Source organism: Nocardia vinacea NBRC 16497, from assembly GCF_000308835.1.
Lineage (GTDB): Bacteria > Actinomycetota > Actinomycetes > Mycobacteriales > Mycobacteriaceae > Nocardia > Nocardia vinacea.
Genome location: NZ_BAGN01000402.1, coordinates 19,942 through 44,876, shown reverse-complemented (window position 1 = coordinate 44,876; position 24,935 = coordinate 19,942). Strand labels below are relative to the sequence as shown.

At 63.0% G+C, this 24,935-nt stretch carries 21 protein-coding genes and 2 pseudogenes; 5 read left to right on the top strand and 18 right to left on the bottom strand.

The features are described 5' to 3' along the window. Window positions 1-421 (bottom strand): annotated as a pseudogene (locus ON44_RS37950) (transposase); the annotation flags it as partial. A gap of 189 nt (window positions 422-610) precedes the next feature. On the opposite strand from ON44_RS37950, the pseudogene ON44_RS53095 reads away from it, so the two are divergent. Next, a pseudogene (locus ON44_RS53095) lies at window positions 611-739 on the top strand (IS701 family transposase); the annotation flags it as partial. A gap of 42 nt (window positions 740-781) precedes the next feature. Here ON44_RS53095 and ON44_RS37940 read toward each other — a convergent pair. The 13 genes from ON44_RS37940 to ON44_RS37880 form a co-directional block, all read right to left on the bottom strand. Then, window positions 782-1,222 (bottom strand): SCP2 sterol-binding domain-containing protein, encoded by a 441-nt coding sequence (locus ON44_RS37940; RefSeq protein ID WP_040699465.1) that lies wholly within the window; start codon window positions 1,220-1,222, stop codon window positions 782-784. A gap of 75 nt (window positions 1,223-1,297) precedes the next feature. Beyond that, window positions 1,298-1,972, bottom strand: coding sequence for an LppX_LprAFG lipoprotein (locus ON44_RS37935; RefSeq protein WP_157187509.1), 675 nt, complete (start codon window positions 1,970-1,972; stop codon window positions 1,298-1,300). 23 nt (window positions 1,973-1,995) lie between these two features. Then, window positions 1,996-3,624, bottom strand: a complete 1,629-nt coding sequence (locus tag ON44_RS37930) for a fatty acyl-AMP ligase (RefSeq protein ID WP_040699463.1) — start codon at window positions 3,622-3,624, stop codon at window positions 1,996-1,998. Continuing rightward, window positions 3,625-4,641 (bottom strand): DUF1702 family protein, encoded by a 1,017-nt coding sequence (locus tag ON44_RS37925; RefSeq protein WP_051182934.1) that lies wholly within the window; start codon window positions 4,639-4,641, stop codon window positions 3,625-3,627. 27 nt (window positions 4,642-4,668) lie between these two features. Further along, window positions 4,669-5,406, bottom strand: a complete 738-nt coding sequence (locus ON44_RS37920; RefSeq protein ID WP_040699461.1) for an ABC transporter permease — start codon at window positions 5,404-5,406, stop codon at window positions 4,669-4,671. Next, window positions 5,403-6,215 carry an ABC transporter ATP-binding protein gene (locus tag ON44_RS37915; protein WP_063721700.1) on the bottom strand — a complete coding sequence of 271 codons (813 nt, stop codon included), beginning with the start codon at window positions 6,213-6,215 and terminating at the stop codon, window positions 5,403-5,405. The genes ON44_RS37920 and ON44_RS37915 overlap by 4 nt, the downstream gene beginning before the upstream one ends. A 65-nt stretch (window positions 6,216-6,280) precedes the next feature. Continuing rightward, complete coding sequence (locus tag ON44_RS37910; protein WP_040699460.1) at window positions 6,281-6,733, bottom strand: DUF3237 domain-containing protein; 453 nt, start codon at window positions 6,731-6,733, stop codon at window positions 6,281-6,283. Window positions 6,734-6,736: 3 nt separating this feature from the next. Continuing rightward, window positions 6,737-8,014 carry a beta-ketoacyl-[acyl-carrier-protein] synthase family protein gene (locus ON44_RS37905; RefSeq protein ID WP_051182932.1) on the bottom strand — a complete coding sequence of 426 codons (1,278 nt, stop codon included), beginning with the start codon at window positions 8,012-8,014 and terminating at the stop codon, window positions 6,737-6,739. Beyond that, window positions 8,011-8,505, bottom strand: coding sequence for an SCP2 sterol-binding domain-containing protein (locus ON44_RS37900; protein WP_040699458.1), 495 nt, complete (start codon window positions 8,503-8,505; stop codon window positions 8,011-8,013). The genes ON44_RS37905 and ON44_RS37900 overlap by 4 nt, the downstream gene beginning before the upstream one ends. Beyond that, the gene (locus ON44_RS37895; RefSeq protein WP_040699457.1) at window positions 8,502-10,190 is read right to left on the bottom strand and encodes an FAD-dependent monooxygenase; all 1,689 of its coding nucleotides are present in this window, start codon (window positions 10,188-10,190) and stop codon (window positions 8,502-8,504) included. Before ON44_RS37895 ends, ON44_RS37900 begins: the two co-directional genes overlap by 4 nt. After that, window positions 10,187-11,200, bottom strand: coding sequence for a hypothetical protein (locus ON44_RS47455; protein WP_051182930.1), 1,014 nt, complete (start codon window positions 11,198-11,200; stop codon window positions 10,187-10,189). The genes ON44_RS37895 and ON44_RS47455 overlap by 4 nt, the downstream gene beginning before the upstream one ends. Beyond that, window positions 11,197-12,333 (bottom strand): StlD/DarB family beta-ketosynthase, encoded by a 1,137-nt coding sequence (locus ON44_RS37885; RefSeq protein ID WP_040699492.1) that lies wholly within the window; start codon window positions 12,331-12,333, stop codon window positions 11,197-11,199. Before ON44_RS37885 ends, ON44_RS47455 begins: the two co-directional genes overlap by 4 nt. A gap of 38 nt (window positions 12,334-12,371) precedes the next feature. Continuing rightward, a complete protein-coding gene (locus ON44_RS37880) occupies window positions 12,372-12,635 on the bottom strand; it encodes a phosphopantetheine-binding protein (protein WP_040699456.1) in 264 nt (87 codons plus the stop codon). Window positions 12,636-13,338: 703 nt separating this feature from the next. Here ON44_RS37880 and ON44_RS37875 point away from each other — a divergent pair. The 3 genes from ON44_RS37875 (at window position 13,339) to ON44_RS37860 (ending at window position 17,387) form a co-directional block, all read left to right on the top strand. Next, complete coding sequence (locus ON44_RS37875; protein WP_083898402.1) at window positions 13,339-13,935, top strand: TetR-like C-terminal domain-containing protein; 597 nt, start codon at window positions 13,339-13,341, stop codon at window positions 13,933-13,935. Window positions 13,936-14,361: 426 nt separating this feature from the next. After that, window positions 14,362-15,711 carry a serine hydrolase domain-containing protein gene (locus tag ON44_RS37870; protein WP_040699455.1) on the top strand — a complete coding sequence of 450 codons (1,350 nt, stop codon included), beginning with the start codon at window positions 14,362-14,364 and terminating at the stop codon, window positions 15,709-15,711. A gap of 653 nt (window positions 15,712-16,364) precedes the next feature. Then, window positions 16,365-17,387, top strand: coding sequence for an NADP-dependent oxidoreductase (locus tag ON44_RS37860; RefSeq protein ID WP_040699452.1), 1,023 nt, complete (start codon window positions 16,365-16,367; stop codon window positions 17,385-17,387). A 276-nt stretch (window positions 17,388-17,663) separates the two neighbouring features. Here ON44_RS37860 and ON44_RS37855 read toward each other — a convergent pair whose 3' ends face one another. From ON44_RS37855 to ON44_RS37840, 4 genes are all read right to left on the bottom strand, one after another. Next, window positions 17,664-19,268: an acetyl-CoA acetyltransferase gene (locus tag ON44_RS37855; RefSeq protein ID WP_051182928.1), complete on the bottom strand. Its 1,605-nt coding sequence runs from the start codon at window positions 19,266-19,268 to the stop codon at window positions 17,664-17,666. Window positions 19,269-19,300: 32 nt separating this feature from the next. Beyond that, on the bottom strand, window positions 19,301-20,338 hold the full coding sequence (locus ON44_RS37850; RefSeq protein ID WP_040699451.1) for an ABC transporter substrate-binding protein: 1,038 nt from the start codon (window positions 20,336-20,338) through the stop codon (window positions 19,301-19,303). Between the two features lie 68 nt (window positions 20,339-20,406). Then, window positions 20,407-21,228 carry a crotonase/enoyl-CoA hydratase family protein gene (locus ON44_RS37845; RefSeq protein WP_083898401.1) on the bottom strand — a complete coding sequence of 274 codons (822 nt, stop codon included), beginning with the start codon at window positions 21,226-21,228 and terminating at the stop codon, window positions 20,407-20,409. A gap of 33 nt (window positions 21,229-21,261) precedes the next feature. After that, window positions 21,262-23,715, bottom strand: a complete 2,454-nt coding sequence (locus ON44_RS37840; RefSeq protein WP_051182936.1) for a CaiB/BaiF CoA transferase family protein — start codon at window positions 23,713-23,715, stop codon at window positions 21,262-21,264. A 123-nt stretch (window positions 23,716-23,838) separates the two neighbouring features. Between ON44_RS37840 and ON44_RS37835 the strand changes: the two genes are divergently transcribed. Continuing rightward, window positions 23,839-24,804 carry a LysR family transcriptional regulator gene (locus ON44_RS37835; protein WP_169338143.1) on the top strand — a complete coding sequence of 322 codons (966 nt, stop codon included), beginning with the start codon at window positions 23,839-23,841 and terminating at the stop codon, window positions 24,802-24,804. The last annotated feature ends 131 nt before the right edge of the window (window positions 24,805-24,935 follow it).

The following is a 24,935-nucleotide window of genomic DNA, read 5'->3' as shown; positions in this document are numbered from 1 at the left end:
CCTTGCGATCCGCGGTCGGTGTGCAGAACGCAATCGGCCACGTCGCCACGGCGGGCTACCGCGTTGTTGAGTGCGTGCACTGCCAATGTCGACTTCATCCGAGAATCGATGGAGTAGCCGACGATCCGGTTGGAATAGCCGTCCTTGACCGCGCAATTGTAGAGCTTGCCCTCACCGGTGTGATGTTCGGAAATGTCGGCCAGCCACAACCGATTCGGAGCATCGGCGGAGAAATTGCGGCGGACCAGATCGTCGTGGACCGGCAGGCCAGCCTTGCCTTTGCCGCTGCGTTTCTCGCCGGACACACTCCACCAGCCCTGGGCCGAGCAGATCCGCCATGCGGTCCGGTCGGCCATGGGCTCACCGGCGCGCGTGCCTCGTCGGCGAGGAATCGGTACCCGAATTCAGGCTCGTCGCGGTGGGTTTCCATGTGGGTGTGCCGCTGCTCGTGTGCCGATAAAGCTCAGCAACGACCATGGCACGGATTGCGGGATCCGACGTTGGCTGGGGACGATGTGCTGGAGGTAGAGCAGATCGGCGGCTTGGTGCGGCCGAGGGTCTCGACGCTGGCGCACGCCGCCGCCGTCTCCGCTGCGACCGCGTGCAGGCCGGTGCGCACGGACCCCGCGAATATGACTGGACACGCCGCCAGATCGATGGGAGGTGGGCGGCCGGGTGTGGGCATTGGCTGATGGCGCGGCGCAGCGTCAGTGACCCGACCGAGATCGCCTACTACGTCTATGCGGATGTGATGGGCGCGGAATCGAGTCGCTAGCTGGCGTCAATCCGTGCTGAACAGCTTCTCCACTCGCCTGGCGAAGAGCACATCACCCTTGACACGCAACTTGCCGGAAAGCATCGATTTCGTCCCCGACGCCTGCCCGGACAACAATCGGAGGAACAGGACATCTCCCAGCGTCAGTGACACCGTCGGTTTGACACCTGCCGTCGCCTTCGTCACGGTGCACCCACCGTCGCGAATCGTCACCAGCCACTCGTCAGGAGTCTGTCCCACTCGCCATAGCACGGTTGCGTCGACACCGCGTGCTTCGTCAACACTCAACCGGTCCGGCATGCGCGCGAAAACGGTGTCGAGCATTATTTTTCGTACGTTCGGATCAGCCAGTGCGGCGCGCAACTTTTCATCGGACGTGTTGGCGATGAGGTTCTTGAACTCACCCGGTGAGACTTGCTCGGGGTCGATCTCGGTGATGTCGTACATCGGATTCCCTTCATCGGCCGCCGAATGGTTGCGGCCCGTTCGTCGGCATGGTGTTCGTAGCTTGCCGACCGCAAGCTATTGGCGGGGATCGGCGACATGTACGGGACGGTTGACGGCGCTGACCGCCAGGTCGAGCACGGATTGCGAGGCGGGATCCCCCTGACCGATCACCAGCCGGGTCGCGACCGGCTCGTGTCGGCCACCCACCTTGAACCACACGGTCAACCTCCCGTCCGTGGTCACGCTCGGCGCCACCTGTGCAATGTCGTGAGCCGCAACGAGTCCGGTGACGCGGAACGCTTCGACGCCGGCGATGGTCTCTTTTGCCTCGGTCTGCACCGAAGACATCGACGTCAGGAGGTTTGCGACTCCTCGGTGCGGGTCTATCAACGCGGTGGGCAACGGATTAGCCGACCCGTTCTGTTGCGCTGGTGCCGGTGCGAATCGCCCGGCGGGGTCCTGGGTGTAGATGGTCGAGTCGATCTCGACGAAATCAACGCGGGCGTCACCGAGTACCGACGGCACCACCAGCTGTCCTTTCGCTCGCGCGTCACCGTCGCGGACCACGTCGGCCGACATGGCCCGTACGCTCACTCCGCTCAGGGGCGCGCCGCTGAGCTGCAGGGTGATGTGTGCGCTTGTCGTCGCACGCGCCGCCGCCGCCGCGTTGCGGAGTAACTGGGCAGGCCGTGGCAAACCACCATCTGCGGTGCAGGCGGTGCCGCCGATCGACAGCAGGAGGACGGTCACGGCGATACCAGCGCGTCGGCCGATCATCGGACCAGGTGGGCGGAGTTTGTTCGGCGCACCTTGCCCGACGGGGTTTTCGGTATCGACCCCGGTGCGACAACGGCAACCGACCGCGGTGTTGCCCCCACGCTGTCGCGGACGGCGCGGGTCACCTCCCGTTGGATACGTACGATGTGCTGGTCATCGTTCCAATCGGCGGACTCTACGGCGACCGCGAAACTCTCACGGATTTCCCCCGGCTCGAGTCGCACGGCGACGGTGTTACCCCGTCGGACACCCGCCACCGTCGCTGCGGCGCGCTCGATGTCGGTCGGGAAAATATTGCGGCCCGCGACGATGATGGTGTCCTTCTTGCGCCCACAGACGACGATCTCACCCGATTCGGTCAGGTAGCCGAGATCACCGGTCGCCAACCACCCGCCCTCGTTTCGCGCTGAGCTGTAACCGTTTTCGGTGAAGTAACCATCGGTAACCGTGGCACCGGAGATCAGGATCTCACCGACGGTTCGGGGCTGCACAGATACTCCGGTGTCATCCAGCACTCGTGCCTCGACACCAGGAACCGGCGCCCCTAGCGTCACTAGCACCCGGGCGTCCGCACCCTCGGCCGGCGTCGCGCAACCGGTCGTCTCGATGGCGTCGGGCCGCACCGCATCGGTTTGCACGCCCTTTCCGATCGGACTGAACGACACCGCGAGCGTGGCCTCCGCCATGCCGTAGGCGGGCACCACGGCCCCTGCGGACAAACCGAAACGCGCTCCGGCCCTGATGAATTGGGCGACGGCGGTTGCATCGATAGGTTCGGCGCCGTTCAACGCGAACCGCATACTGGACAGGTCGAATGCCCCATCCGGAGCCGACTCCATTCGCCGTGCCACGATCTCGTAGGCGAAGTTCGGGGCGGCGGTCATCGTGCCGTGATGTCGAGTGATGAGATCCATCCACACCAGCGGTGAACGTAGGAAATGCGTCGGACTCACACACACCACCTCGACCCCGAACTGCAACGGCGTCGCCACGAAACCCACCATGCCCATGTCGTGGAACAGCGGTAACCAGCTCACCCCGACATCTTTTGCCGGATCCATATCGGATGCCCGCGCGATGGCGTGACCGCTCGCGTACAGGTTGGCATGCGTGATGGCAACAGCTTTCGGACTGCCGGTGGATCCCGACGTCAGCTGCAGTAGCGCCAAGGTGTCATCCGGAACATCGGTGGGCTCCAACGGTGTCGACGAATCCAGCCGGGCGATCGACACACTGAGCACATCGTGCTCGGCGAGGATGATCGCCGCGCTGTCGAAGGGGGGTCCGATCAACACCAGTTTGGCGTCGATGACATCGAGGGATCTGATAGTGTCACGCCCCCAGACCGTCAGATCGGTTCGATGCGTCGGTTGATGCAGCATCGTGGCCGAGGCGCCGAGCAACCAGCAGGCCAGTACCGCTACCACGACATCCTCGGGTTCACCGGCAAGAATGGCGACCCGCGAACCCATGGTCACACCCTGATCGGCCAGCGACTGCGCAGCACATCGACTGTGCCGCAGCAACTCTGCCCAGGTCTTCCTGCGCAGCGCATCGGGATCGCCGTAGGAGAAACCCCGCTCGGAGGCACTGCTGGCCAGTACGTCATCGATAAAGCGCGACATCTAAGCTCCTCGTGGTTGATCGGCCGGTTGTCGGTCCACGCCCAACAACGTTGGTGGCGTGAGCCGCTCGCGTAACCGGCGCCGCCATTGCTCGTAACCGGGCTCGCCCGTGCCGAACGGTTGTGTGCTGGCCTCGTCGACGACCGCGACGACCGCAGCGACATCGGAATTACAGAGCACTCGTGCCGCCGACACCGAGCAATCTGGTATATACCCGGCATGAGCTCGCGCCTTTATCGCGAACGCGGCACCCTGTGCCATATCCGCCACCGCGAGCCCGGCACGACGCTGCGCTGTGCGGATGTCGGCCTCCGCGACTCCACCGAGATAGGCGATGGCGGCACCGATGCCGCTCCACATGTCGGCCCGACGGCCTGGATCCATACGCTCGATCCGGTTGGCGATCGCCTCGAGATCCGCGGCGTTGACGAAGTACAACGACCGTCCGACGCCCTGATCGACGGCGCGCAGGAAGTAGGAACTGTCACCTTCCCACGAATACGGCTTGGGCCGCCACTGCCTATCGATCCATCGTGCCGTCTGGAAAAACGCTCCGTCGAAACCGAATCCGTCGGCCGCCAGCCAGGTCAGATGCGACAACACGTCATCATCGCCGAGGTTCGGCCTGCACCGTTGCCACAGGAACCTCGGCAGGCGCGGCATAAGAAGCCCATAGCCGACGTACGCCATATAGGCGTGTGGGGCACCTGGACCTTCGACGAACTGCCGGGCCAGATTTCGCCGCCGAAGGCCGATGAGGTCGCGGGTGACGAGCGCGGTCACCGCCCCTTCGTAGGCCAGGCTGCGATAAAACGGGTCGATATGGTCGAGAGCAGCTGCGAGGTCATCGATGTCGGCAATGTCAGCGCCCATCTCGAAACCCCGGATCACCTGCACGCCAACCTGTTCGAGTGTGCTGGTGATCGGTGCCGATGTCGGGAACCCGCGGCGTGCGAACAATGCGTCGGCCTGGGTGGGTACCGGCAGTACTCGGCGAAGAACGCGAAGTGCTGTCACGTGGAAGCTCCTGCTGCGATCGGATGGTTACGAACTGCGTCGGCGTAGCGTTACCGCGCCGGTGAGCAAGGAAGCCACAGCGAACGCTGTCACGACCACCAGGTCGATCCACATCGTGGTGGTCGGGTGTGGATACGTGCCGATCTCGGTGAGCCCTTGCGCGGCGTAGCGCAGCGGTACGACGTTGCTCAGCCCTTGCAAGAATCCGGACATATCCTCCCGCGGCCAAACGAGACCGCAGAGCAGCAACTGCGGGATCACCAACGCGGGCATGAACTGCATGGCCTGGAACTCCGACTGCGCGAACGCACTCGTCAGCAACCCCGTCGACGAGCCGAGCACGGCCGTTGCGATGACAATCAGCAACACCGCTGCGATGGACCCCTGCGATTCGAGCCCGAGGAACTGGTAGGCGACCGTGGCGGCAACCGCCGCCTGCACCACGGCCACCACGGCAAATGCCAGTCCGTAGCCGAGCAGCAGATCCATCTTCGACAGAGGCGTGCTCATAAGTCGTTCCAACGTGCCGGTGGTGCGTTCGCGCAGCATGGCGACGCTGGTGACCATGAACATCGACACATACGGGAAGATGCCGAGCAGCATCAATCCCAATTGGTCGAAGATGTCGGGGCGACCGTTGAAGACGTAGCGCAGCAAGGTGAGCAGCACGCTCGGCACCACGAGCAGCAGCCCCACCGTGCGGCGGTCGTGGCGAATCTGGGTGAGCACACGCGCGGTGGTGTGCAACAGCATGTGGGCATTCACAACGAAACCTCCGGTCGGGTCTCTTTGGAAACCTGATGAGTCGCAACGTAATTCACGGTGGTGGACGATCGTGCTCCGTCGCCGGACTCGATCAGCCGCAGGAAAGCGCCCTCTAATGTGTCGGCTCCGGTTCGCCGCAGCAAGCCCACGGGGTCGGAATCGGCGAGCACGCTGCCCTCCCGCATGAGCAACAGGCGATCACAGCGTTCGGCCTCGTCCATCACGTGGCTGGACACCAACAACGTCGTGCCGCCTGCCGCCAGGCTGTGAAAGGAAGCCCACAGGTCACGGCGCAGCACCGGGTCGAGACCGACGGTCGGCTCATCGAGTACCAGCAGCTTGGGCCGCGCGATGAGCGCGCACGCCAGCGACACCCGCGCACGCTGTCCGCCGGAAAGCTTGGCGGCCAGCGTGTCTCGGTAGGTGAGCAGCCCGACGTCCTCGATGGCCTGGTCCACCGACTCGGACTTCGCCCCGTACATCACCCCGAAGTAGCGAACATTCTGCCGAACGGTCAGATCGTCGTAGATCGACGGCGACTGGGTCACGTAGCCGACGTCACGGCGCAGCCGCCGATGCCCCGCCGGGCGGCCGAGCACGGTGACCGTGCCCGACGAGAACTTCTGCACGCCGACGACGGTGCGCATCAGTGTGGTCTTGCCGCAGCCGCTCGGCCCGAGCAAACCGGTCACCGAGCCTTGGCCGACGGTGAACGAGATGTCGTCGAGGATCGTTTTCCGCCTTCGTCGCACAGTCACCGACCGGACGTCGATCGCACGCGACGACGAGTCGGCATCCGTGGAATTCATCGGGCCGATCACCTCACTTTCAGACAGTGGAAGGATGTGACACTGTGCGGGGCGGTCAGGTCGGGTCAGGTGATCCGGTAGAAGCGGTATTGCAGACCGAAGCCTTCGGTGAATCGGCCCTCACCGACGAAAAGCGTCTGATTGATCCATTCGTAGTCGGGATCACCGGTCTCCAGACGCGGCAGCACCCGGAAGTATTGGTCCTCGAATGTGGTGGGCACCCCGTCCGCGAACGCTGTCTGCACGGCATCGGTCATCTCGATCAGCCCATCGAATTGCGCGTAGATGATCGCACCGTCGTCGGTCTCGAATTGCGCGCGTACATCGGCGCGCGCCCACTGGTCGGTGCCGATCAGCACCCAGTCGCCACCGCCGGGCAGCACGCGCCCGTTGATGCGCTCACCCTCCAGCTTTCCCTCACCGACCTCGATGAACATGCGAATTCCGTGCGGGGTATTGCCCACCATACGAGGCGGATGCAATGACGCGGTGACTTCACCTTCGAACTTCAATTCCATGGACTACTCCTCGGTGCGGTAAGGGTCGTTACGGCGCAGGACCAATGACGAGTTGTGGCCGCCGAACGCGAAGGAATTCGTCAGCACGGCAGCGACATCGGACTCGGTCGATGCCGAGACGAACGACGCGCCCGTGCAGTCCTCGGCCACCTGGTCCAGATTGACCGACGGCGGGATCATCGATGTCTTGACGGCCAGCGCGGCGATGGCGGCCTCCAACGCGCCTCCCGCGCCGAGGAGGTGGCCGGTCATGGATTTGGTAGAAGCCACAACGGTTTTCGCGAGGTCAGCGCCGAAAACAGTACGCAACGCGGCCATTTCCGCGCGGTCGTTGAGTATCGTGCCCGTGCCGTGTGCGTTGATGTAGTCCACATCGGTTGTCGCGATGTCCGCGTCGCGCAGCGCGATGCGAATCGCCTGGGCGGCACTGGAACCATCGGCCCGCGGTGCGGTCAGATGGTGGCTGTCATTCGTTTGTCCGTAGCCCGCGATCTCGGCGTATATGGTCGCTCCCCGCGCGAGAGCACGATCCATGTCCTCGAGAACCAGCACCGCCGCGCCCTCGCCCAGCACGAATCCGTCGCGGTCGGCGTCGAATGGGCGCGCGGCCTGCTCGGGACTGTCGTTGCGCCGCGACAATGCCCGCATGCTGGCGAAACCGGCCATGATAACGGGATTGACGCAGGCTTCGGATCCACCGACAACGCACGCGTCGGCGTATCCGTCCCTGATCATCCGCATGCCCTGGCCGACTGCGTCGGCCGAGGACGCGCACGCGCTGCTCGGCGAGTAGCTCGGCCCTGCGAAATCGTGGCGTTGGGCCACCACCGAGGCGGCGACATTGGACATCGATACGGGGATGAAGGTCGGTGGGATCCGTTCACCGTCCGGGTCGTTGCCGACGGTGGTGCGAATCGTGTCGGCACCGCCGAGTGCGCTGGCGATGATGACCGCAACGTGGGACGGATCGGCGCTGAGCTCACCGGCGTCTTTGAGTGCCAGGTCGGAGGCTGCCATCGCGAGCTGACAGAAACGATCGAACCGGATGGCGTCCCTGCGCTCCATCCAGTCCGTCGCCGCGAAATCATCGACCGTCGCGGCGATCCGAACCCGTTTGGTCGAGACGTCGAACGTGGTGACGGGACCGACGCCCGAACGGCCTTCGAGCAGGTTGTCCCACAGCACGCCGGGATAATTCCCCACCGGCGACACCACACCGATCCCGGTGATGGCGACCCTGCGCCGGGCGGTCACCGCGCGCGGCAGGCTCGGCGCACTCATGACGACGTGGCATTCGGCTCGAGGTCGAACAGGCGCTCCATCTTCATCGCGAGCTGCACATTGCCCGCCACCCGCAGATCACCCCGCGACATCAATTCGACACCGCGCGTCGCACCGCAGGCCAGCGCGACGAACGCCGATGCGGGCGCGGTAAGTGTGGCCGCCGGTTGCGCGGAGAAGGCGCCCTTTTCGCCGATTGTGCAGCTGTCGGGGGTCAGCTCGACGTCGCGTTCGAGTTTGCCGTGCGTGCGCCGGGTCACGGCCCAGCGGACCACCGCGGGCTTGGGCAGACCGCCGCGATAGAACGTCGGCATCAAATCGAATGCCGCGACCAAACCCGCTGTGCCGGTGTCGGTCTCGAGATGGTCCGCGAGCCGCTGTGCGGAGATGCTCTCGATCGCGCGCTTGACCCGACCCCGGTCATTGCTGAGCAGATCCGCCGCAAGCTGCGGATCGACGCCGGAGGTGTCGTCCTGGGAAATGTCGGTCATGAGGTCACTGCTTTCTCGCCGAGCATCGAGTTGAGGTATCGGGCCAGTTCGCCGTGCGGATCCGTACCGGGCAATATCGCGCCGATGTGGCCGTCGGGACGCACAACGACCGCCGCCGCGTCGGACAGACCGAAGACCCCGATGGCGTCGTCGCGGAAATCGTGTAAGGCGTCCGGACGCGGTACCGGGGACACCGGCCATACCCGCAGCGGTATGTCACCGAGCACCGACGCCCACGCACCGAACGAGTCCTGCCATTCGGGCGCGCCCTGGACGGAAGTCAGCAAGGCAAAGGTCCCGTTGGTCAGGTCGCTGATGGCGGTCCGCCGCCCATCCTCTTCCAGCCACACATGTGGCGCGACGGCACCGACGGTCACCCTGGGGTGATAGTCGACCACGTCGGCGACGACCGGCACCGGCTTGTCTGCGTCGGAGGAATAGACGAACCCCCTTGCCTGACCGTAGAAATCGAAATGCGGTCGCTGCCGTTCGATGCCGTCCGCCAGTGCGGCGGCATCGCCGATCTCGTGCCCGTATCCGTTCCCCGATCTGATCAGCGATCGTGCCTGTGTGAAGAACTCGTCCATGGCAGCGGCGTTGTACACACTGCGCCCGGCGTTGAAGTCCGCGACGGGCCGCCGCTCCGATTCGTAGGTGCACAGCAGCCGCGGACTCGACCAGCCACGCAACACACCGTGCAGCTTCCACGCGAGGTTGTGCGCGTCCTGGATACCGGTATTCATGCCGAAGCCACCGGTCGGCGGGAAGCTGTGTGCCGCATCGCCGGCCACGAATACCCGCTGGTGGACGTCGCTCCACCGGTCGACGGCCGTTGTACCCATCGCCCACGTCCGGACCGACTCGATCGTGATGTCGATGCCGGCATCACCGATGGCCGATCGGACCAAGCGCTCGCACTCGCTTTCGTCGGGCATCGCCGACGGGTTGATATCCATGCCGGTCAGCTCGAGCAGCCAAATACCGCGTTGCGGCGAGACGGTGATGAGTACCCCCTGTACGTCATCGTTGACAACCCAGTACAGCGCGCTCTCATTACCTCCAACGGCGGAGCCGAGATCGGCGGTGAAATGGATGTCCAACATCGTTCCGAGTGGTTCGGAGGCCTCGACCGTGATGCCGACGCGCCGGCGCAACCGGCCGTGAATTCCCTCGGCGAGAATCACATAAGAAGCGCGGAGAGCGGAACCGTCTGCCCGTACCGCGCCGACCCCTTCGGAATCGGCGAGCAGATCGGCGATCTCCATACCCGACTCGACGCTGACCGAGGGGTAATTGCGCAACTCACGCAGCGCGAGCGTCTGCAGTTCGTTCTGCGGACAGATCAGCGGCAACACCGGACTCGCCGACACCGTCCGCATCAGCTTCTCGGCGTCTCCCACCATGTCTATCTCGCCGAGCTCGCCACCGACCAGGGTGGTGTGGAAACTGACCCGACTCAACGCCTCCAGGCTGGTGCCGACGTCCTGAGCCGGCCCGAGAAGATCGAGGTCTCGGAGTATTTCCGCGGTGCGAACATTGACCATCGTGGCCCGCGGGTGTACAGACGCACTCGACCGGCTCTCCACCAGATGGGTGCGAATCCCTTGGCGGCCCAACAGGTGTGCGGCGATCAGGCCGGTCGGACCACCACCGACAATCAATACCTCGCAGTCGTCGACACTCATGGTGACACCTCGTGTCGAGGCCGCGCGAGTGCGCCGTCGTCGGCAGCCGCGTACAGCGTGCGGTCGAGATACTTTGTGAGGGCGGCGTCCACTCGATGACGAAAAGCGATGCGCGCCACCGTGGCTACCGGCAGGCCGATGGCGATCGCCGAACCCAGCGCGCTGACGAAAACGGCCAGTGCTGCTTTCTCAACGATCCCACCGGGGCTGGTGTAGCGGCGGATCCGTCCTGCCGCGAATCGAAATGCCGCGCCGGCCAACAGGTCCGGACCGATCACCGCGGCATTTTCGCGTGCTGATTCGGCCCGCACCAACACCTCGGGCAGCACAGCGATGATCCGCTCGCCGCTGGCAGCGCCTGTCTCGACCAGTTGCCGACCGAGCCGGCGCAGCCGTTGATGCTCGGCATCGGGCACACCGGCGGCACGCAGACCGAAAGACGCCTCCCGCCGGCCCAACAACAACCACCGCAGAGTGGTGAACAGTGACACAAGTTGATTGGCGGTATCCGTCACCGCGATCACACCGATGTGGCGAGCACCGGCGGCGGTGAGCATGCTGCGCATGCTCACCGCCGCGGACGCCCACATATTGCGGCATGCGATGAACTGCACGACCGGCCGATCGGTCACCAGATCGGGGTAGCGCCGCACCAGCGTTCGCATCGGAATCGACGGGCTGAGGTACCACACCTGGTGCGCGACGAGCACGAGATCTACATCATCGCCTGCTGGTCGACCGCCGTCCCCGATGGAGATGTCCACGGTCGCCTCGGCGTCGGCGGCCTCCGGAAATACACCGAAGAAACGACCGAGTGACCACGGAAACGGAAAGTCACCGGAGGTGGTGACTTCGATCCACCGGACGTCGCAACCGGCTTCTACCAGTGGCTCGAGAAAATGGTCGAGGCACTCACGCAGTTGTCCGGTCTGCGAAAACCAATACACCGCGATCACAGCGGGTTCGGCGCCGACGTCCCGCACGGGCAGATCCCGAGGCGCAGCACTCATGAGCCCGTGCCGCCCACTGCCGTGAGGTGCATGTACGAAATCGCGAAACGCCCCGATTCCGGGACCATGCACAGCAGCGTGTCGCCCGGTGTGATGAGCTCGTCGCGCAGCATTTCGTCGAGGATCACGAAAATACTTGCGCTGCCGATATTCCCGACGCGGGTGAGATTGCTGTACCACACCTCGGGTCCCGGCCGTGGCACGTCGCGCCGCGACAATTCGCCGAGCACCATCGACTTCATCCGCTCGCTCGAATAGTGCGCCGGAATCCATTTCAAGGTTGTCGGGTCGAATTTCCCGTCGTTCAGCAGACGCTCATACTCGTCGATACCGACCTTTACCAGATGCGGTAGCAGCGATAGTCGCTGTCTTGCGACCAGAGCGCCGGCCTCAGCAGCTTCCGTCGCGTTCGGATAATCCATCCAGGTCTTCTCGGCATCGTTGGACTCGCTGCCGAAATACATGCACGCTTTCTCGGTATTGGCGTACGAGGTCAGCGAAATCCAGTCGATGCGCAGGCTCACCCCGTTCGATCTCGGCTTGTCCTGGACGACCGCCGCTCCCGCGCCATCGGAGAGCATATATCGCAGAAACGCGGTTTCCATGGGCAGCGAACCTTCCTCCGTCCGGCTCTCCAGCGACTTGTATCGACTGCTCTTGAATCCACGAGAAGCGAACTCGCTGGCGACCGCGACGGCGGCCGCCTTCTCGCCGATCGCCACCTGCAAGTAAGCGTTCTTCAGCGCCATCATTCCCGAGCTGCAGATGCCGTGCGCGGTGACGATCTCGCACGGCGGATATGCGAGGCGGCCATGGACCATGCTCGCGTGACCCGGTCCCATCAGGTCCGGTAGCGTCGTGGCGGCGGCAAGTAACTGTAAATCTTCCGCAGCGATCTCCGATCGCTCGACGGCGTCCTCCACCGCCCGAGCAGCCAACTCGGTATTCGAGAAAACAGTTCGTTGTTCCCGATCCAGGGCGTAATAGCGAGTTTTGATACCACTATTGGCGAGAATCGTGTCCCGAAGAGCAGAGCTCGCGTTTCCCGCTTTGCCGATAAAGTCTTCGATTTCGTCGTTCGTTACCGGCGCACCAGGTAGAAAGCGACCAGTACTGGTGATATATGCAGTCACCGAAATCTCCAATGCTGTCGAATGTGACACTCGGCCCTCTATAGGGACTTCGCGCTGGATTCCTCCGAGCGTGACCGCACGGTATCGACGAGTTCGCCGAAAGTCTTGATACTGGCGATACGCTCGTCATTCAGCGAAATCGTGTACTTTCGTTCCAATATATCCGCAATGCCAAGCAGGCCGAGCGAATCCAGACCCAGTTCCTCGAATGTCGCGGAAGGGTCTACCTTGTCGATCTCGATGCTGTAGTGGTTTTCCAGATAGTCGGCGATGTCGCCGTACACGTCCGTTTCGAGGCTCATCAGGATCTCCGATTCACTGTGCAGAACGGCTCTAGCGGGCCAATTATTTGCAATGGACGTAGCGACGGCGTTGTCGAACGCGGCGACGGCAATGTCGCGTTCCAGTCGACTTTCTCGCAGGCGCGGCGCTTTTTACCGCATAGTCACGATATGCACAACGCAACAAGTACTTCGAGGATCCCCTACCCGGCCCCGCCCGGTATCGCGCAAGTCGACTTGCGTATGACCATAATCGGGTCGGCCCAACTGCGCAACATGAGTTGCTGTGACTCAATTCATCCATAGTCAGATGAAGTGGGGGGTTGCGGTTGAGGGTCGAAACATGGTGGTGGCGAAGCAGATCCACCTGCGAGGGGGCCGTAACGCCTCGCGCATCCTCGCGTTCTGCGTGCGATCCTCGAGGCTCTGGACGCGAGGGACGGGCATCGCGACGACCTGCCGACAGCGATGCGGTCATCATCTGCCGAGTGCCATCCGGTGCTGAGTGCTATCCGGCCGACCCTGGCGCAGAGAATTGGATGCGCCACGACAAGGTCGGCTCCCTCCAATCGGTCCGAATCTACTTGCCCACAATCGAATTCGAGATCCAGATTTCTTCCGACCCGTCCGGCGTGACGCGCCGTTCAACCCCGGTCTCATTCGGTAAAATCCCAATCAAATCCCACTGCCGGGCAATGCGCTGTAGCGTCGTTATACTGCGCAAATGCCTGAAGAGTTGAGCGTGTCATCCCAGGTCAAGAGCGCGACAACAGACATCGTTACTTCCGTTCGTGACGCGGTGCTGTCGGAAATCGTGAATGGCACCCCGGTACACGCTGTGTCTGTCGCTGCCGTCGCTCGGCTCGCCGGCGTGCACGAGACATCGGTCTATCGACGCTGGAAGACCCGCGAACGCATGATCCTCGACGCGCTGACGGCGCGTAGCGAGGCGTCGCTGGTCGTCCCCGACCACGGCTCGCTCCGCGAAGATCTGACGGATCTCATGAAACAGGCGTGTGATTATCTCGGCAGTCCGGTCGGACGATCTCTTTTGCAAATGAGTGTTGTCCCGACGGACAACCCCGCTGTCGTCGAGGCACGGCGATTGTATTTCGACACCCGGCTTCGGGCGATGGCGCCTGTCGTAGAGCGCGCGATCACCCGCGGTGAGGTCCGGCCCGGAATAGCCGCCGTTGATGTACTCGAGCCATTATTCGCCTCGATCCAGTTGCGTGTGATCTTGACGGGCAGACCGATAACGCCAGACCTTCCCGAAAAGTTGGTGCGCGTCGTGGTCGACGGAGTCCTGTCCGGAAATTAGAGGCGTGGCACCTTGTCCAAGGCTGAGTCGGTGTCGACAACCCGCCCCTGGTGACTGCAGCACCACCTGTGCCTGAATATCAGCCCCTCAACCCGTGGCTTGGGTTCACGTGGTCGTCGCAATGCTCTCGATGTGAGGGGTTGCGGCGACCGAGTCGTTCTCGGAGGATGTGGTCCCGTTCGGTGACGAGCTGGTCCAGTCGGTCAGCTGTGCGGGAAGCCGTGGCGGTGTTGGGGATTACGCGGCCGCGGTGTTATGCGATCCTGTGGGTGAAGGGCATGGTTCGCAGAATGGACACGCCGCCGATGTCCTGCAAGAGGAATCTTGGAATATTCGATGTCGAGTGGGATGTCCGGCTTGTATTCGGCTGAACCATATTCAGCCTGTTATCCGCTCCGGCCCGATTGGGCACGATAGCCTTTCGCTATGAGTCGCATCTACAGATTCCTGGCCGGAACTGCGGCGGTATCGCTGGTCGCGGGGAGCGTCGTCGCCGGGGGCGCGCACGCCGCGCCCGCCGAGCGGCTGTCATGTGGAGTGTCGTCCGGGCGAGAGCCGGAACGGGCGGCCCCGGAACAGGTTGGACTGGATTCGGGACTACTCGCGGACGCCATGGCATTCGCGAGCGCGCGTAATCGGTTGAATGTGCAGGTGTTCCGGCACAACTGCCTGATCGGTGAGGGGCCGACGAACGACGCGACCGGAAATGTCGCCTGGAATATCTGGAGTGCGACGAAGAGCGTTGTGTCGTTGCTCGCCGGAATAGCTTGGGATCAAGGGAAACTCGATATAGCAGCGCCGATCGATCGGTATCTGCCGCCCGGCCTCGGTGATGCGCAGCATCGGTCGATCACCGTGGAGAATCTGCTGACCGAATCGTCCGGCCTGGCGGTGGGTATACTCTCCGAGGGTATCACCGGGGTGATTCCGATCGATCCGAATAGTGCCGTGCAGGCGCTCGGAGTGCCGTTGGAGAATCCGCCGGGCGCGGCATTCAGTTACAGCGAACGCGCTGTCGATCTGCTCGCCTATGTCATCGAGCTGGCCATGGGTGAGCCATTGCAGCAGTTCGCGCAACGTGAGCTTTTCGATCCGCTCGGCATCGAACGCGGTGATTATTATTGGGCGCGCGACCGCGCCGGTCACACCTACGGATACGCCCATCTGCTGATCCCGCCGAACGATTTCGCGAAGCTCGGCCTGCTGGTGAGCAACAACGGACGCTGGGGTACACGGCAACTCGTCTCCGAGACCTATCTGCGCATGGCACGCCAGCCATCACCAGCGAACAAGTGCTTCGGCTACCTGTTCTGGATCGGCCTCGGATGCTCTGAGAACTCCGGCTTCCAGCCCGCCGACATGTACTTTATGGTCGGACTCGGCATGCAGAACGTCTTCATCGTGCCGAGTCTGGATTTGACGGTGGTGTGGACCGGAGTCTTCGGAAATGCCAGCAACCAGGGCATTGCGGGGGCCCTGCAGAACACCACGGAGCTGCCGTACGAATTCTTCCGCCGACTGTTCGCGGCATTCCAGGACCATCCGGTGCCCGATCCCGGTCCGTATGTCGAACCGCCGCCACGCGAGGATCCGGGCGAGTACGTGGATACGAATCTGCTGATCGCCGTCTTCGGTGTCGGGCCCGCGGCATATCCGGGCTGCGATGTCTTCAGCTGCCTGAACTACCCGTTGGCACCACCATTAGCGGATGCCCCGCCGGGCTGCGTCGTTCAAGTCTGCCTCGGTCCGGATCCGCGCACGCCCGGCATCCGCTGAATCGGACGCCGAAGCAGGGGCGCCTATCAGCCCGGAAATCCGGTGTGCGCAGCCGCGCGCTCACCGGGCAGGGCGTCGGGCACCGGGACCACACACACCTCGGTTCGGCACCTCGGGGCTAGCTGTGCGCGCTCTCGACAAGAACCGGTTTCCTGAACTAAGTTCATTTCATGAATTACCTGATCGGGGACTATGGCGCGACGGTCGACAGTGGCAGGACGCGACGGCGCTGCTGGCCGAAGACGCCGACTTCGCGATGGTCCTGTCCGCGGCGGCAACCGCGACCGTGGGCGCACGGCAATGTTCGACTATCTGAGTGCCCGGTCGAAGGCGAACCGTGAACACCGGCTGCTCAGGGGCGCCCCGTCGGCGATATGCGATTCCTGCACGGCGCGGTCACCGAGAACGACACGGACCGGCTGGTTCGTCGCCGCGATGCATATAGACGCGGCCGATCCCATCGCCCGCTATCAAGTCCCGTTCAACTCGGATTTCGGGTGCTACCACCACAGTCCTCGAGGGAAGGAGCACGCCGATGATGACGACGGTGCGGTGCCGGTGCTCACCCGATGGTTCGACTGTATGGATTCCGATGACCCGGACCGGGTTGTCTGCATGATCAGCGTGTGTTCAACCAGATAGAAGGGTCATCTATGAATCGTCACCTGTGCCTGGCGCGCCGACCGGTCGGAAAGCTGGGCGGCGCCGACCTCACCCTCGTCGAGATGCCGATACCACCGCTGGAGCCTGGCGAGGTGCTGATACGCAACACCTGGCTGTCGATCGACCCATCCATACGGATCCGGCTGGCGGAGTCGACGCCGGACGGGTATCTGCCTCCGCTACAACCTGGTGACGCGCTGACCGGGCTCGCGCTCGGCACCGTCGTCGAGACCCGCAATCCCAATTTCGCCGCCGGTGACCTGGTGTCCCACACCCTCGGGTACCGGGAGTTCGCGATCGTGGGGCCGGATGCGCGGACCATCGGCGGCTATGGTGCCCCGACTCGGATCGACTCCGGGGCCCTGCCGCCGCAGTGGTTCCTCGGCCCCCTCGGCAGCGCCGGCCTGACAGCCTATGTGGGTCTTTTCGAGATCTTGGAACTGACCTCGGCGGACACCCTGTGGGTCTCGTCGGCAGCCGGCGCCGTCGGCTTGCTGGCCGCGCAACTCGCGAAACTGCGCGGCGCCACGGTCATCGGTTCGGCGGGCAGCCCGGAGAAAGTCGCCTTCCTGCGGGACGAGCTCGGTATATCCGCGTTCGATTACCACGACGACCTATCGGAATCCCTCGCCGGGCTCGCGTCCGGGGGGATCGATGCCTATTTCGACAATGTCGGTGGCGACCATCTCACCGCGGCCCTCGACGCTTTGTGCCCGCAGGGCCGGATCGCGCTCTGCGGCGCGGTATCCGGATACGACGGCGCCGCCCCGGCGGGTCCGCCGAACCTGTTCACCATGGTGTCGAAAGGGTTGCGAATGCGCGGTTTTCGCGCCGGTTCGTTCAACCATCTCCAGGAACCGATGCGACAGGAGGTAGCCGGTTACCTCGCGGACGGCCGACTGAGCTATCGGGAATCGGTCTTCGACGGTATTGAGCAGGCGAGTGCCGCGCTGGTGGCGATGCTGTCCGGCGCGACCATCGGCAAGACACTGTGCCGGCTCCGCTCGGCGTGAGATGGTCGGTCGGTTCCGGCGGCAGTCATCGGCTGCGTCCGGTCCTGCGTTCGCGCTACCGCTGGGCGGCGGTGGTGAGGTAGTCGCCGAGTCCGCGCATCGTGTTCAGTATTCGGGTCGTTTCGGCGATCTCGTCGTTGGAGCGCGCAGGTCACAGCAACTCGGAGAACACCAGAACGATCATCTCCCGCCCGATCCACGTCTTACCGGAACCGGCCGCCGACCTGTCACGGAAAGTGGGCCAGACCAGTTTTCAATCGTCGTTGACAGTAGGGCTTATCCGCGGAAGGAAGACGATGACGAGGGCGCTGCTGCGAAGGTGTTCATGGCTTCTACGCTCGTCGACACGAGGTTGCCGCGGCCGGTGGATCGCGCGTAGACCCGCTGCCCTATGGGCTGTTCGCTCCTGAGCATGTCGCGCGTTGCGACATCGCCGTCGATGGAGTTGGCGAGGAAGCGCCGGCCGTCTTCAAGTCTCCCGACAACGATGCCGGTCTGGTCCGTGCGGCCGTACTGCGTGGTGTAACTTTCGACGACAGCCCATCCGTCAGCCGTGTCGACTGCTGAAATACTCAGTGCCGCATCGAGTCTTGTTTGGATCTCTGTGCTGTGACTGTCCCGCCATTCCACTGGCTTGGTCGAATAGACGCCGACGGAGTACTTGCTGAGGTAGCCCCCGTTTGCGCCCACAAGACCAAACGAGCCGGGCGCTGATCGCAGTCGGGTGACCGTTTCGGCGATTGCGTGCATCGAATAGTTGTTGCCGGCGCCTCCGAAGAAGGGTAGGCCTCCGCTTGCGGTGAGACGCCGCGGATCGGTGGGACTCAGTCCGAGTCCGTCGCAGATATTGAAGACCGCAATCGGGAAACAGCTGTAGAGGTCAATCGATGAAAGCTGTTCGGCTGCGATACCGGCGACCTCCAAGGCATGGCAGGTAGCCGCGACGGCCGCCGGGCTCGTGCTGAGGTCCGGGCGGTCCAGGAGATCCTTTTCGCGAAGGTCTGCGTGACCATGAAGGAAAACCCATTTCGATTCCGGTATGCCGAGACTCCTCGCAATGCCGACAGACATGATGAGTAGGGCCGCACCTTGATTGACCTGATCTCGCGAAACCATGAACCGCGGATAGGGGTCGGCGATTATGCGATTGCGCTCGGTGACCGTGGCCAGCTCTGCCGCGGTACGTTCGGTCGGGGCCGCCGCATGCACGTTTCTCGCCGCAACCGAGGTGAACGGTTCAAAGAGTTGCCCCATGGACAGCGCGTAGTCGGTGCGCGTTTGTTCGAGCCGAGCACGACGAGCGTTCTCGAACAGGGCGTATCGAGGTGGTGCGCCGATGAGTCCGTGCTTCGTCTCGGACTCCGACACCAGGCCTTCCAATCCGTAGCCGCGATCTTCGAGCTGTCCTCCGCGGTGCTCGGTGAAGTCGGGTCGTCGCTCGGCCTGGGTGAGATGGCGGACTGTGGAGATTGCCTCGGACCCGAAGATCAGGGTTACTCCGGAACCTGTCCGTGCGATGGTGCGGGCCATCTCGGTTACCAGCTGTTGGGGAGCTTGGCCGCCGCTGACTTCCAGGATTGCGCGCCGCGGATCTGCGCCGATCCGATCCGCGACCGATCTCGGATAGTTGTCTGATCGACCCAGCGGTGCGAGTGCGATGGGCGTTGAGTTCTCGAATTGCCTTATGCCGGCGACGGTATCGATCTGCGCGGTGATCGACCGGGGATCTGCACCACAGTCCGCTATCGCGGCTCTGGAAGCTTCCGCCGCCAGCTCCACGGGACTCAACTGTCTGTAGTTCGGTCGATCGATGCGGTCGGACACTTGGCCCACCCCCACCATGACTGGGGTATGAGGGTCTAGGTCGTGCACAGGAGCCATCCTTCCCGGGATGCTGAGTTCGTGAAATCCGGTCAGGACAGGAACATTTTTTCCCATTGTCGGGAGTACTCTTTGATCCGCTCCGGCGTCAGGTCGGCCGTATCTGGCGACTTGATGTCTTGCGCGCGTGCAACTGCTCCCGGAATATCAGGCAGTGTCGCGGCATACCCTTTATTCAGTGCCGTTTGGCCCTCCTGGGTGACCATGAAATCAGCAAGTACCTGGGCTGCGTTCGGGTGCGGCGCCACACTGAGAACATGGCTGTACCACGGTGTTCCCCAGGGGTTTTCAGGGAGGGCCCAGCCCACTGGCGCCCCGGCGGCGATCTCTGCCACCAATGGCTGGACCGCTGGCGCGACGACGACTTCGCCCGATGCCAATGCTTGACCGATTGCGATTGCGCTGGGGAAGACACGCGGCTTGAGTGCTGCCAGTTTCTCCCAATAGTCTTCGCCGAAAGTTTTGGAATAGTATCGGTATAGATCGACGTAAGATGCAATTCCGGCCGGGTTCACGATGCCGATTTTGCCGGTGTATTCTGGTTTGAGAATATCTCGAGGACTCTCGAGCCCCTGCGGAACACTTGTGGCGTTCCAGCCGAGCGCGAAGACTGCGGCGCTGGTGAGGAAAAAGCGATTGTTGATCACGCTTTTTTCGGGCTCGTAAGCAGGACTCGCGAGGCTCGGCCCCACCAATTCCGTCGAGTATGCGCCCGAATCAGATGCGGTCTTGATCCATGCCGCGTCCGTCACCATGTGAACGTCGGCTGTTCCCTTCTTGATCCGATTCTCGATCTCTACCCGGGGATTGATGTCGGCGTCTGTGCCGCGGACGAATTCCATCTTGATCTGCGGGTATTTCGCCTCGAAGGACGCCTTCAGTGCTTCTAGGTTGGCGGGCTTCTGGCTCGAATAGAGCAGTACGCTGCCTTCCTTGTTTGCGGCTGCGACGACGTCGTCCCAGCTCCCGTCTGTCGGCCTGGTCGACGACGTGCCGGTACCGCACGCCGCCAGGCTCAATGAGGCGAGAATCGCGGTGGCAATGGTCAATGTTCTGAAGCGAGTTTTCATTCTTCAGTCCTTCTCGAGATTCGATCTGTTACACATTGCCGGTCCATCTTTCTCAGGTGGGCGATGATTCATTTTCCCGCCCAGATGGGTGACCGCTTTTCGGCAAAGGCGCGGACTCCCTCGGCGGAGTCTTCGCTACTCATCACTCCGCGTGCTTCATGCTTTGTCCGTGTCCATGAGTGAGCTTCTGTTTCATAGGAGCCGTCGCTGATCGCTCTGGCTATCCGCTTGGTTGCTCGGACTGCGAGTGGAGCGTTCGCGCTGATGCGTTCGGCGATCTCCAGCGCGGTTTCGAGTAGTTTGTCGGCCGGCACCACTCGGTTGGCCAGACCTAGCTCCAGTGCCCGCGCTGCTGTGATGTGCTCACCTGTCAGTGCCAGTTCGAGGGCTACTTTTGGTGGGATCTGCGCGGCGAGACGGAAGGCGCCACCCGCGCCGGCGATCACCCCGCGGGTCACCTCGGGCAGGCCGAACGTCGCTGTATCGGAGGCGACCAGAAGATCACTGGCCAAAGCTATTTCGGTGCCACCGCCCAACGCGAAACCGTTGACCGCAGCAATCGTCGGCACCGAGACAGCGTGACGAACGTACCCGGCGAATCCCCACGGGCCATCGGAACCGATTTCCTCGCCGCGGGCAAGGGCTTTGAGGTCGGCACCGGCGCAGAATGCCTTGTTTCCTGCCCCGGTCACGATGATCGCGCGGATGTCGTGATCGCTGTCTGCGTCGGCCAGTGCCCGGCCCAGCTGGTCCGCGACGCTCTTGTTGATGGCGTTGCGTGCCTCTGGCCGATTGATGGTCAGTATGAGTACGTGTCCGCGACGTTCCTCGAGTAGTGGCGAAGGCAGGCTTCCCGCATTCGGAGTGTGCTCAGTGCTCGGTGTTGTCATGTGTTGTCACTTCCTGTTGTGTGAGTTCGGGTTTCAGGCGATGTGCGCATCACGGTTCGCCGACGGTGGCGCGTTCTCTTCGAGGACCCCGGCGGCGAGGAGTTCGTCGACCTGGTTGGGTGTCAGATCGAGCAACCGTTCGGCGATCGCGCGTGTCTGTTGGCCGAGTAGTGGAGCCGGACGTAGCTCTACATCGGGGATATTCGTGAAATGGCCGGGGGTGTTCTCACTTGGCAGGAGGTGGTCGACCAGAGGGTGTGACGCCACAGTGAACGCGCCTCTGTCGAGCAGGTGTTCGTCGTCGAGAAGATCAGCAACCCGCAGCATCATGCCTGCCGGGACACCAGCGCGCTGCAGTGCCTCAGTGGCCTCGCGTGACGTCCGGGATTTCGTCCATCGGGTGACGAGCCCGTCGATGACAGTGCGGTTGGCTACTCTGCGTTCGGCCCTGTCGAATCGGGGATCTTGGGCGAGTGCAGGATGGCCGAGACTCTCGACCAATCTTCTCCAGTCGGTGGAATCGCGGATGTCGATGACGAGCCACTCGTCGTCACCGGATGCGGCATATACACCGCGCGGAGCATCGGCGGTCCGCCCGTCCCGATAGCGAACTGCGCTACCGGGCAAGAGGAATTCCAACGCCAAGAGGTCGGCGTTCTGCGACAGGATCACCTCTGCCTGCGCGATGTCGACTTTTCCACCGCGTCCGGTCCGTCGACGTCGGATCAGTAACGACACAACTCCGAGTGCTGCGACGCGAGCGGACGCGTGGTCGGGGTATGTAGTCGCCGTGTCCGAGAAGCCGTCCACCCCATCGTCGTAGCGCCACAAGGCGCTCAATCCCGTTGCGGCTCGCACGAGGGGGCCGTATCCGAGCCGGCCACTCCACGGACCCTCCCGTCCGAAGGCGCTGGACTGGGCAACCACGATCCGCGGATTGACCTTTGCGAGCTCGGCATATGACAGGCCGAGCTTGTCCATAGTGCCAGGCTTGAAGTTCGACAGAATGACGTCGGATGTCGCGACCAACTGCTTCATCAATAGCCGACCCGCGGCCGAGCGAAGGTTGATTCCGATGCTCTGCTTGTTGCGGTGGCCGCGGGCCACCACGGGACTGACGAGATCGCCTGTCGTGGATTGCCTACTGCCATCAGGAAACAGCGAGCTTTCGATCTTGATGACCTCTGCACCCATGTCAGCGAGCAGTCGGCCGGCCTCACCTCCGGCAACGATGACACCGAGGTCGAGTACACGGATGCCCTCGAGCGGACGTCGCCGCGTCTTCGGCATCTGAGATGGGAACTCATCGGGCTCCAGTTCGGCCAAGGCGGTGAGGATCTCGGTGTTGTGCTCGCCGTGACCGGGTGCGGGGGTACGAACCCCCATCCGCCGACCGTCGAACTCGATCAGGCCATTAGGAATACGCAGGACACCCTCTGCGGTTTTGATATCAACGAAGGTTTCCCGGGCTCGGTAGTGCTCTGCTTCGAACACCTCGCCGACGTCGAGAAGTGCTGTGCAGGGCACGCCGAATTGCTGGCCTTCGGCGACTACGGTGTCGCGAGTCTTCGAAGAGATGAAGTCGGATATGATCGAATAAAGCTGCGCTGCAATGGAATAACGCTCATCTAGACGTTCCAGCGCGGGATTGGACAGTGCCGCCGGTCTACCCAGCCATTCGAATACACCACGCCATTGACGCGGACTCAGAATGCACAACCGGACATACCCGTCGGCGCACGCAAAGATGGGATAGCGGTGTCCGACATCCGGCCGGCCGCGCGGTTCGTCCGAGGGCGATATTCCACCCGCAGCCGAACCGGTCATTCCGAAGCCCGGGTCGATAACTTGAACGGTACTTTCGAGAACTGATACATCGACGTCGTCTCCCACGCCGGAGTGCAGACGGTTGTAGTACGCAAGGACTGCGGCCCATGCGGCTGTCAGTGCGGCAGACTCCGTTGCCATCGCCCCCGGAGGCAACAGCGGTTTACGGCCGGGAAGCCCAGACCGCGACAGCAGGCTGCTCAGGGCGTAGTGGACGGCATCCGTACCGACCCAGGTCCGGTACGGTCCACTGCGCCCGAAGTCACTGATCGAGACGACGACAAGACCTGGAAAGCGACGTCGTAGAGACCCCAGGTGAACCCCCAGTTCCTCGAGTCTGGCGGTGCCCAGACCCTCGATGAGAATGTGGGCACTTTGCACGAGTCGTTGAAAGTGGTTCTGCCCCGATGGGTGGGTCAGATCAAGCGCTACTCCGCGTTTGTTGAGATTGTGCGTTTCGAAGTAGATGCTCATCGCGCCGAACATGGGCTGCTTGGTACGAGAGAGCGCGCCGGTAGAGGGCTCGACTCTGACAACGTCCGCACCCATGTCTGCGAGAAGCCGTGCCGCGGTCTCTCCGGAGCCGTCTGTGAGCTCGATGACTCTGACCTCGGACAAAGGCAGGGGGTCGATCCCTGCGGATTGCTGCGTGGAAGTCATGAGTGAACTGTCGCAGCCGAATTCGGCCTTGAACATCGCTGTTTAGAACACGATCAGGTTCGCCAGAACGCATCGTGGTTCTTGCCCATTGACGACCACAATGACGGACTCCATGCTTTGATCGTGGATTTACCCCAATTGCGGTGCTTCGTCACAGTCGCCGAGGAGTTGCACTTCGCCAGGGCCGCCGAACGACTTCACCTGACACCGTCGCCGGTCAGTCGCATGGTGAAGGACCTCGAACACAAACTTGGCGGCGCACTGTTTGTCCGGCGGCATCACGAGGTCCAGTTGACCGCGTTCGGTGAAGCCCTTGTGGTGCGGGTCCGAAAAATTCTGAGGGACGTCGACGAACTGAACACGATCGCAGACACCTTCAAAGACGTTCCTCCGACTGTGCGAATCGGCGGAACACATCTGTCGCCGCCTGTGTTGGCCGACCGGTTCATCGAGGTCACCGAAGCTGCGGTACCCGATGCGTCGGTACTGTACCGCTCTGCGCGATCCGTTGATCTTCTTCCGCTCCTCGAGCGGGGCGAGCTTTCGGCAGCATTGGTTCACTTGCCACTGAACAGCCCAGCGCTGGACAGCATCGTGATCAGCCGTTACGAGCTCATGGTGGCGATGCGCGCAGATGACCCGCTTGCGCAGCGCGATGAACTCACCTTGGCGGATCTGGCGAATCGCACGATCGTCCTCCGGCCGGCCACCCCTCAGCCGTTGGCGCTGAACAGGCTTCATCAGCAGCTTGCCGAAGCCGGTATTCGCAACTTCCACCGGATGGACGAGAATGATCCAGCCATGCTCGCGAGCTACATTCGTCATAGCCGCGGACTCGCACTTACCTACGATCCCGCAACCGGTGGGGCAGCGAGCGTGTTTGCAGACCCCGCCTTCAGCGTGATTCCACTGGCGGGCGGAGAACTCGAGTTCTCGTCAGGGATCGCGTGGAACATCAAAGCGGCCGGGGACAACCCCGTCATCGCTGCGATCGTCGACGCGATACGCACTGAGTGGTCGCACCTCTCGGCAACCCCGGAGTCCGAGTCGCTCAACCATCGACCTTCCCAACCGGTTTCGAACCCCTGACAGCCCGATATTGTCAATCGTGCTGGGCACGGGTCTGGTGATCTACCGAGGTGAGCTCCGACGATTCGGCGTCCTTGTCCAATCTGGGCTTCTCCCGCCTCGTCTTTCCCGTACCGGCATCGTGACGGGTA

What these genes read in the sequence shown, in the direction of transcription:
- ON44_RS37915 (WP_063721700.1), bottom strand. Translation starts at nt 6,215, where the DNA reads ATGAATTCCACGGATGCCGACTCGTCGTCGCGTGCGATCGACGTCCGG.
- ON44_RS37875 (WP_083898402.1), top strand. Translation starts at nt 13,339, where the DNA reads ATGCCTGAAGAGTTGAGCGTGTCATCCCAGGTCAAGAGCGCGACAACA.
- ON44_RS37880 (WP_040699456.1), bottom strand. Translation starts at nt 12,635, where the DNA reads ATGAGCCTCGAAACGGACGTGTACGGCGACATCGCCGACTATCTGGAA.
- ON44_RS47455 (WP_051182930.1), bottom strand. Translation starts at nt 11,200, where the DNA reads ATGAGTGCTGCGCCTCGGGATCTGCCCGTGCGGGACGTCGGCGCCGAA.
- ON44_RS37845 (WP_083898401.1), bottom strand. Translation starts at nt 21,228, where the DNA reads ATGACAACACCGAGCACTGAGCACACTCCGAATGCGGGAAGCCTGCCT.
- ON44_RS37900 (WP_040699458.1), bottom strand. Translation starts at nt 8,505, where the DNA reads ATGACCGACATTTCCCAGGACGACACCTCCGGCGTCGATCCGCAGCTT.
- ON44_RS37910 (WP_040699460.1), bottom strand. Translation starts at nt 6,733, where the DNA reads ATGGAATTGAAGTTCGAAGGTGAAGTCACCGCGTCATTGCATCCGCCT.
- ON44_RS37840 (WP_051182936.1), bottom strand. Translation starts at nt 23,715, where the DNA reads ATGACTTCCACGCAGCAATCCGCAGGGATCGACCCCCTGCCTTTGTCC.
- ON44_RS37940 (WP_040699465.1), bottom strand. Translation starts at nt 1,222, where the DNA reads ATGTACGACATCACCGAGATCGACCCCGAGCAAGTCTCACCGGGTGAG.
- ON44_RS37870 (WP_040699455.1), top strand. Translation starts at nt 14,362, where the DNA reads ATGAGTCGCATCTACAGATTCCTGGCCGGAACTGCGGCGGTATCGCTG.
- ON44_RS37905 (WP_051182932.1), bottom strand. Translation starts at nt 8,014, where the DNA reads ATGAGTGCGCCGAGCCTGCCGCGCGCGGTGACCGCCCGGCGCAGGGTC.
- ON44_RS37860 (WP_040699452.1), top strand. Translation starts at nt 16,365, where the DNA reads ATGAATCGTCACCTGTGCCTGGCGCGCCGACCGGTCGGAAAGCTGGGC.
- ON44_RS37930 (WP_040699463.1), bottom strand. Translation starts at nt 3,624, where the DNA reads ATGTCGCGCTTTATCGATGACGTACTGGCCAGCAGTGCCTCCGAGCGG.
- ON44_RS37850 (WP_040699451.1), bottom strand. Translation starts at nt 20,338, where the DNA reads ATGAAAACTCGCTTCAGAACATTGACCATTGCCACCGCGATTCTCGCC.
- ON44_RS37895 (WP_040699457.1), bottom strand. Translation starts at nt 10,190, where the DNA reads ATGAGTGTCGACGACTGCGAGGTATTGATTGTCGGTGGTGGTCCGACC.
- ON44_RS37855 (WP_051182928.1), bottom strand. Translation starts at nt 19,268, where the DNA reads ATGGCTCCTGTGCACGACCTAGACCCTCATACCCCAGTCATGGTGGGG.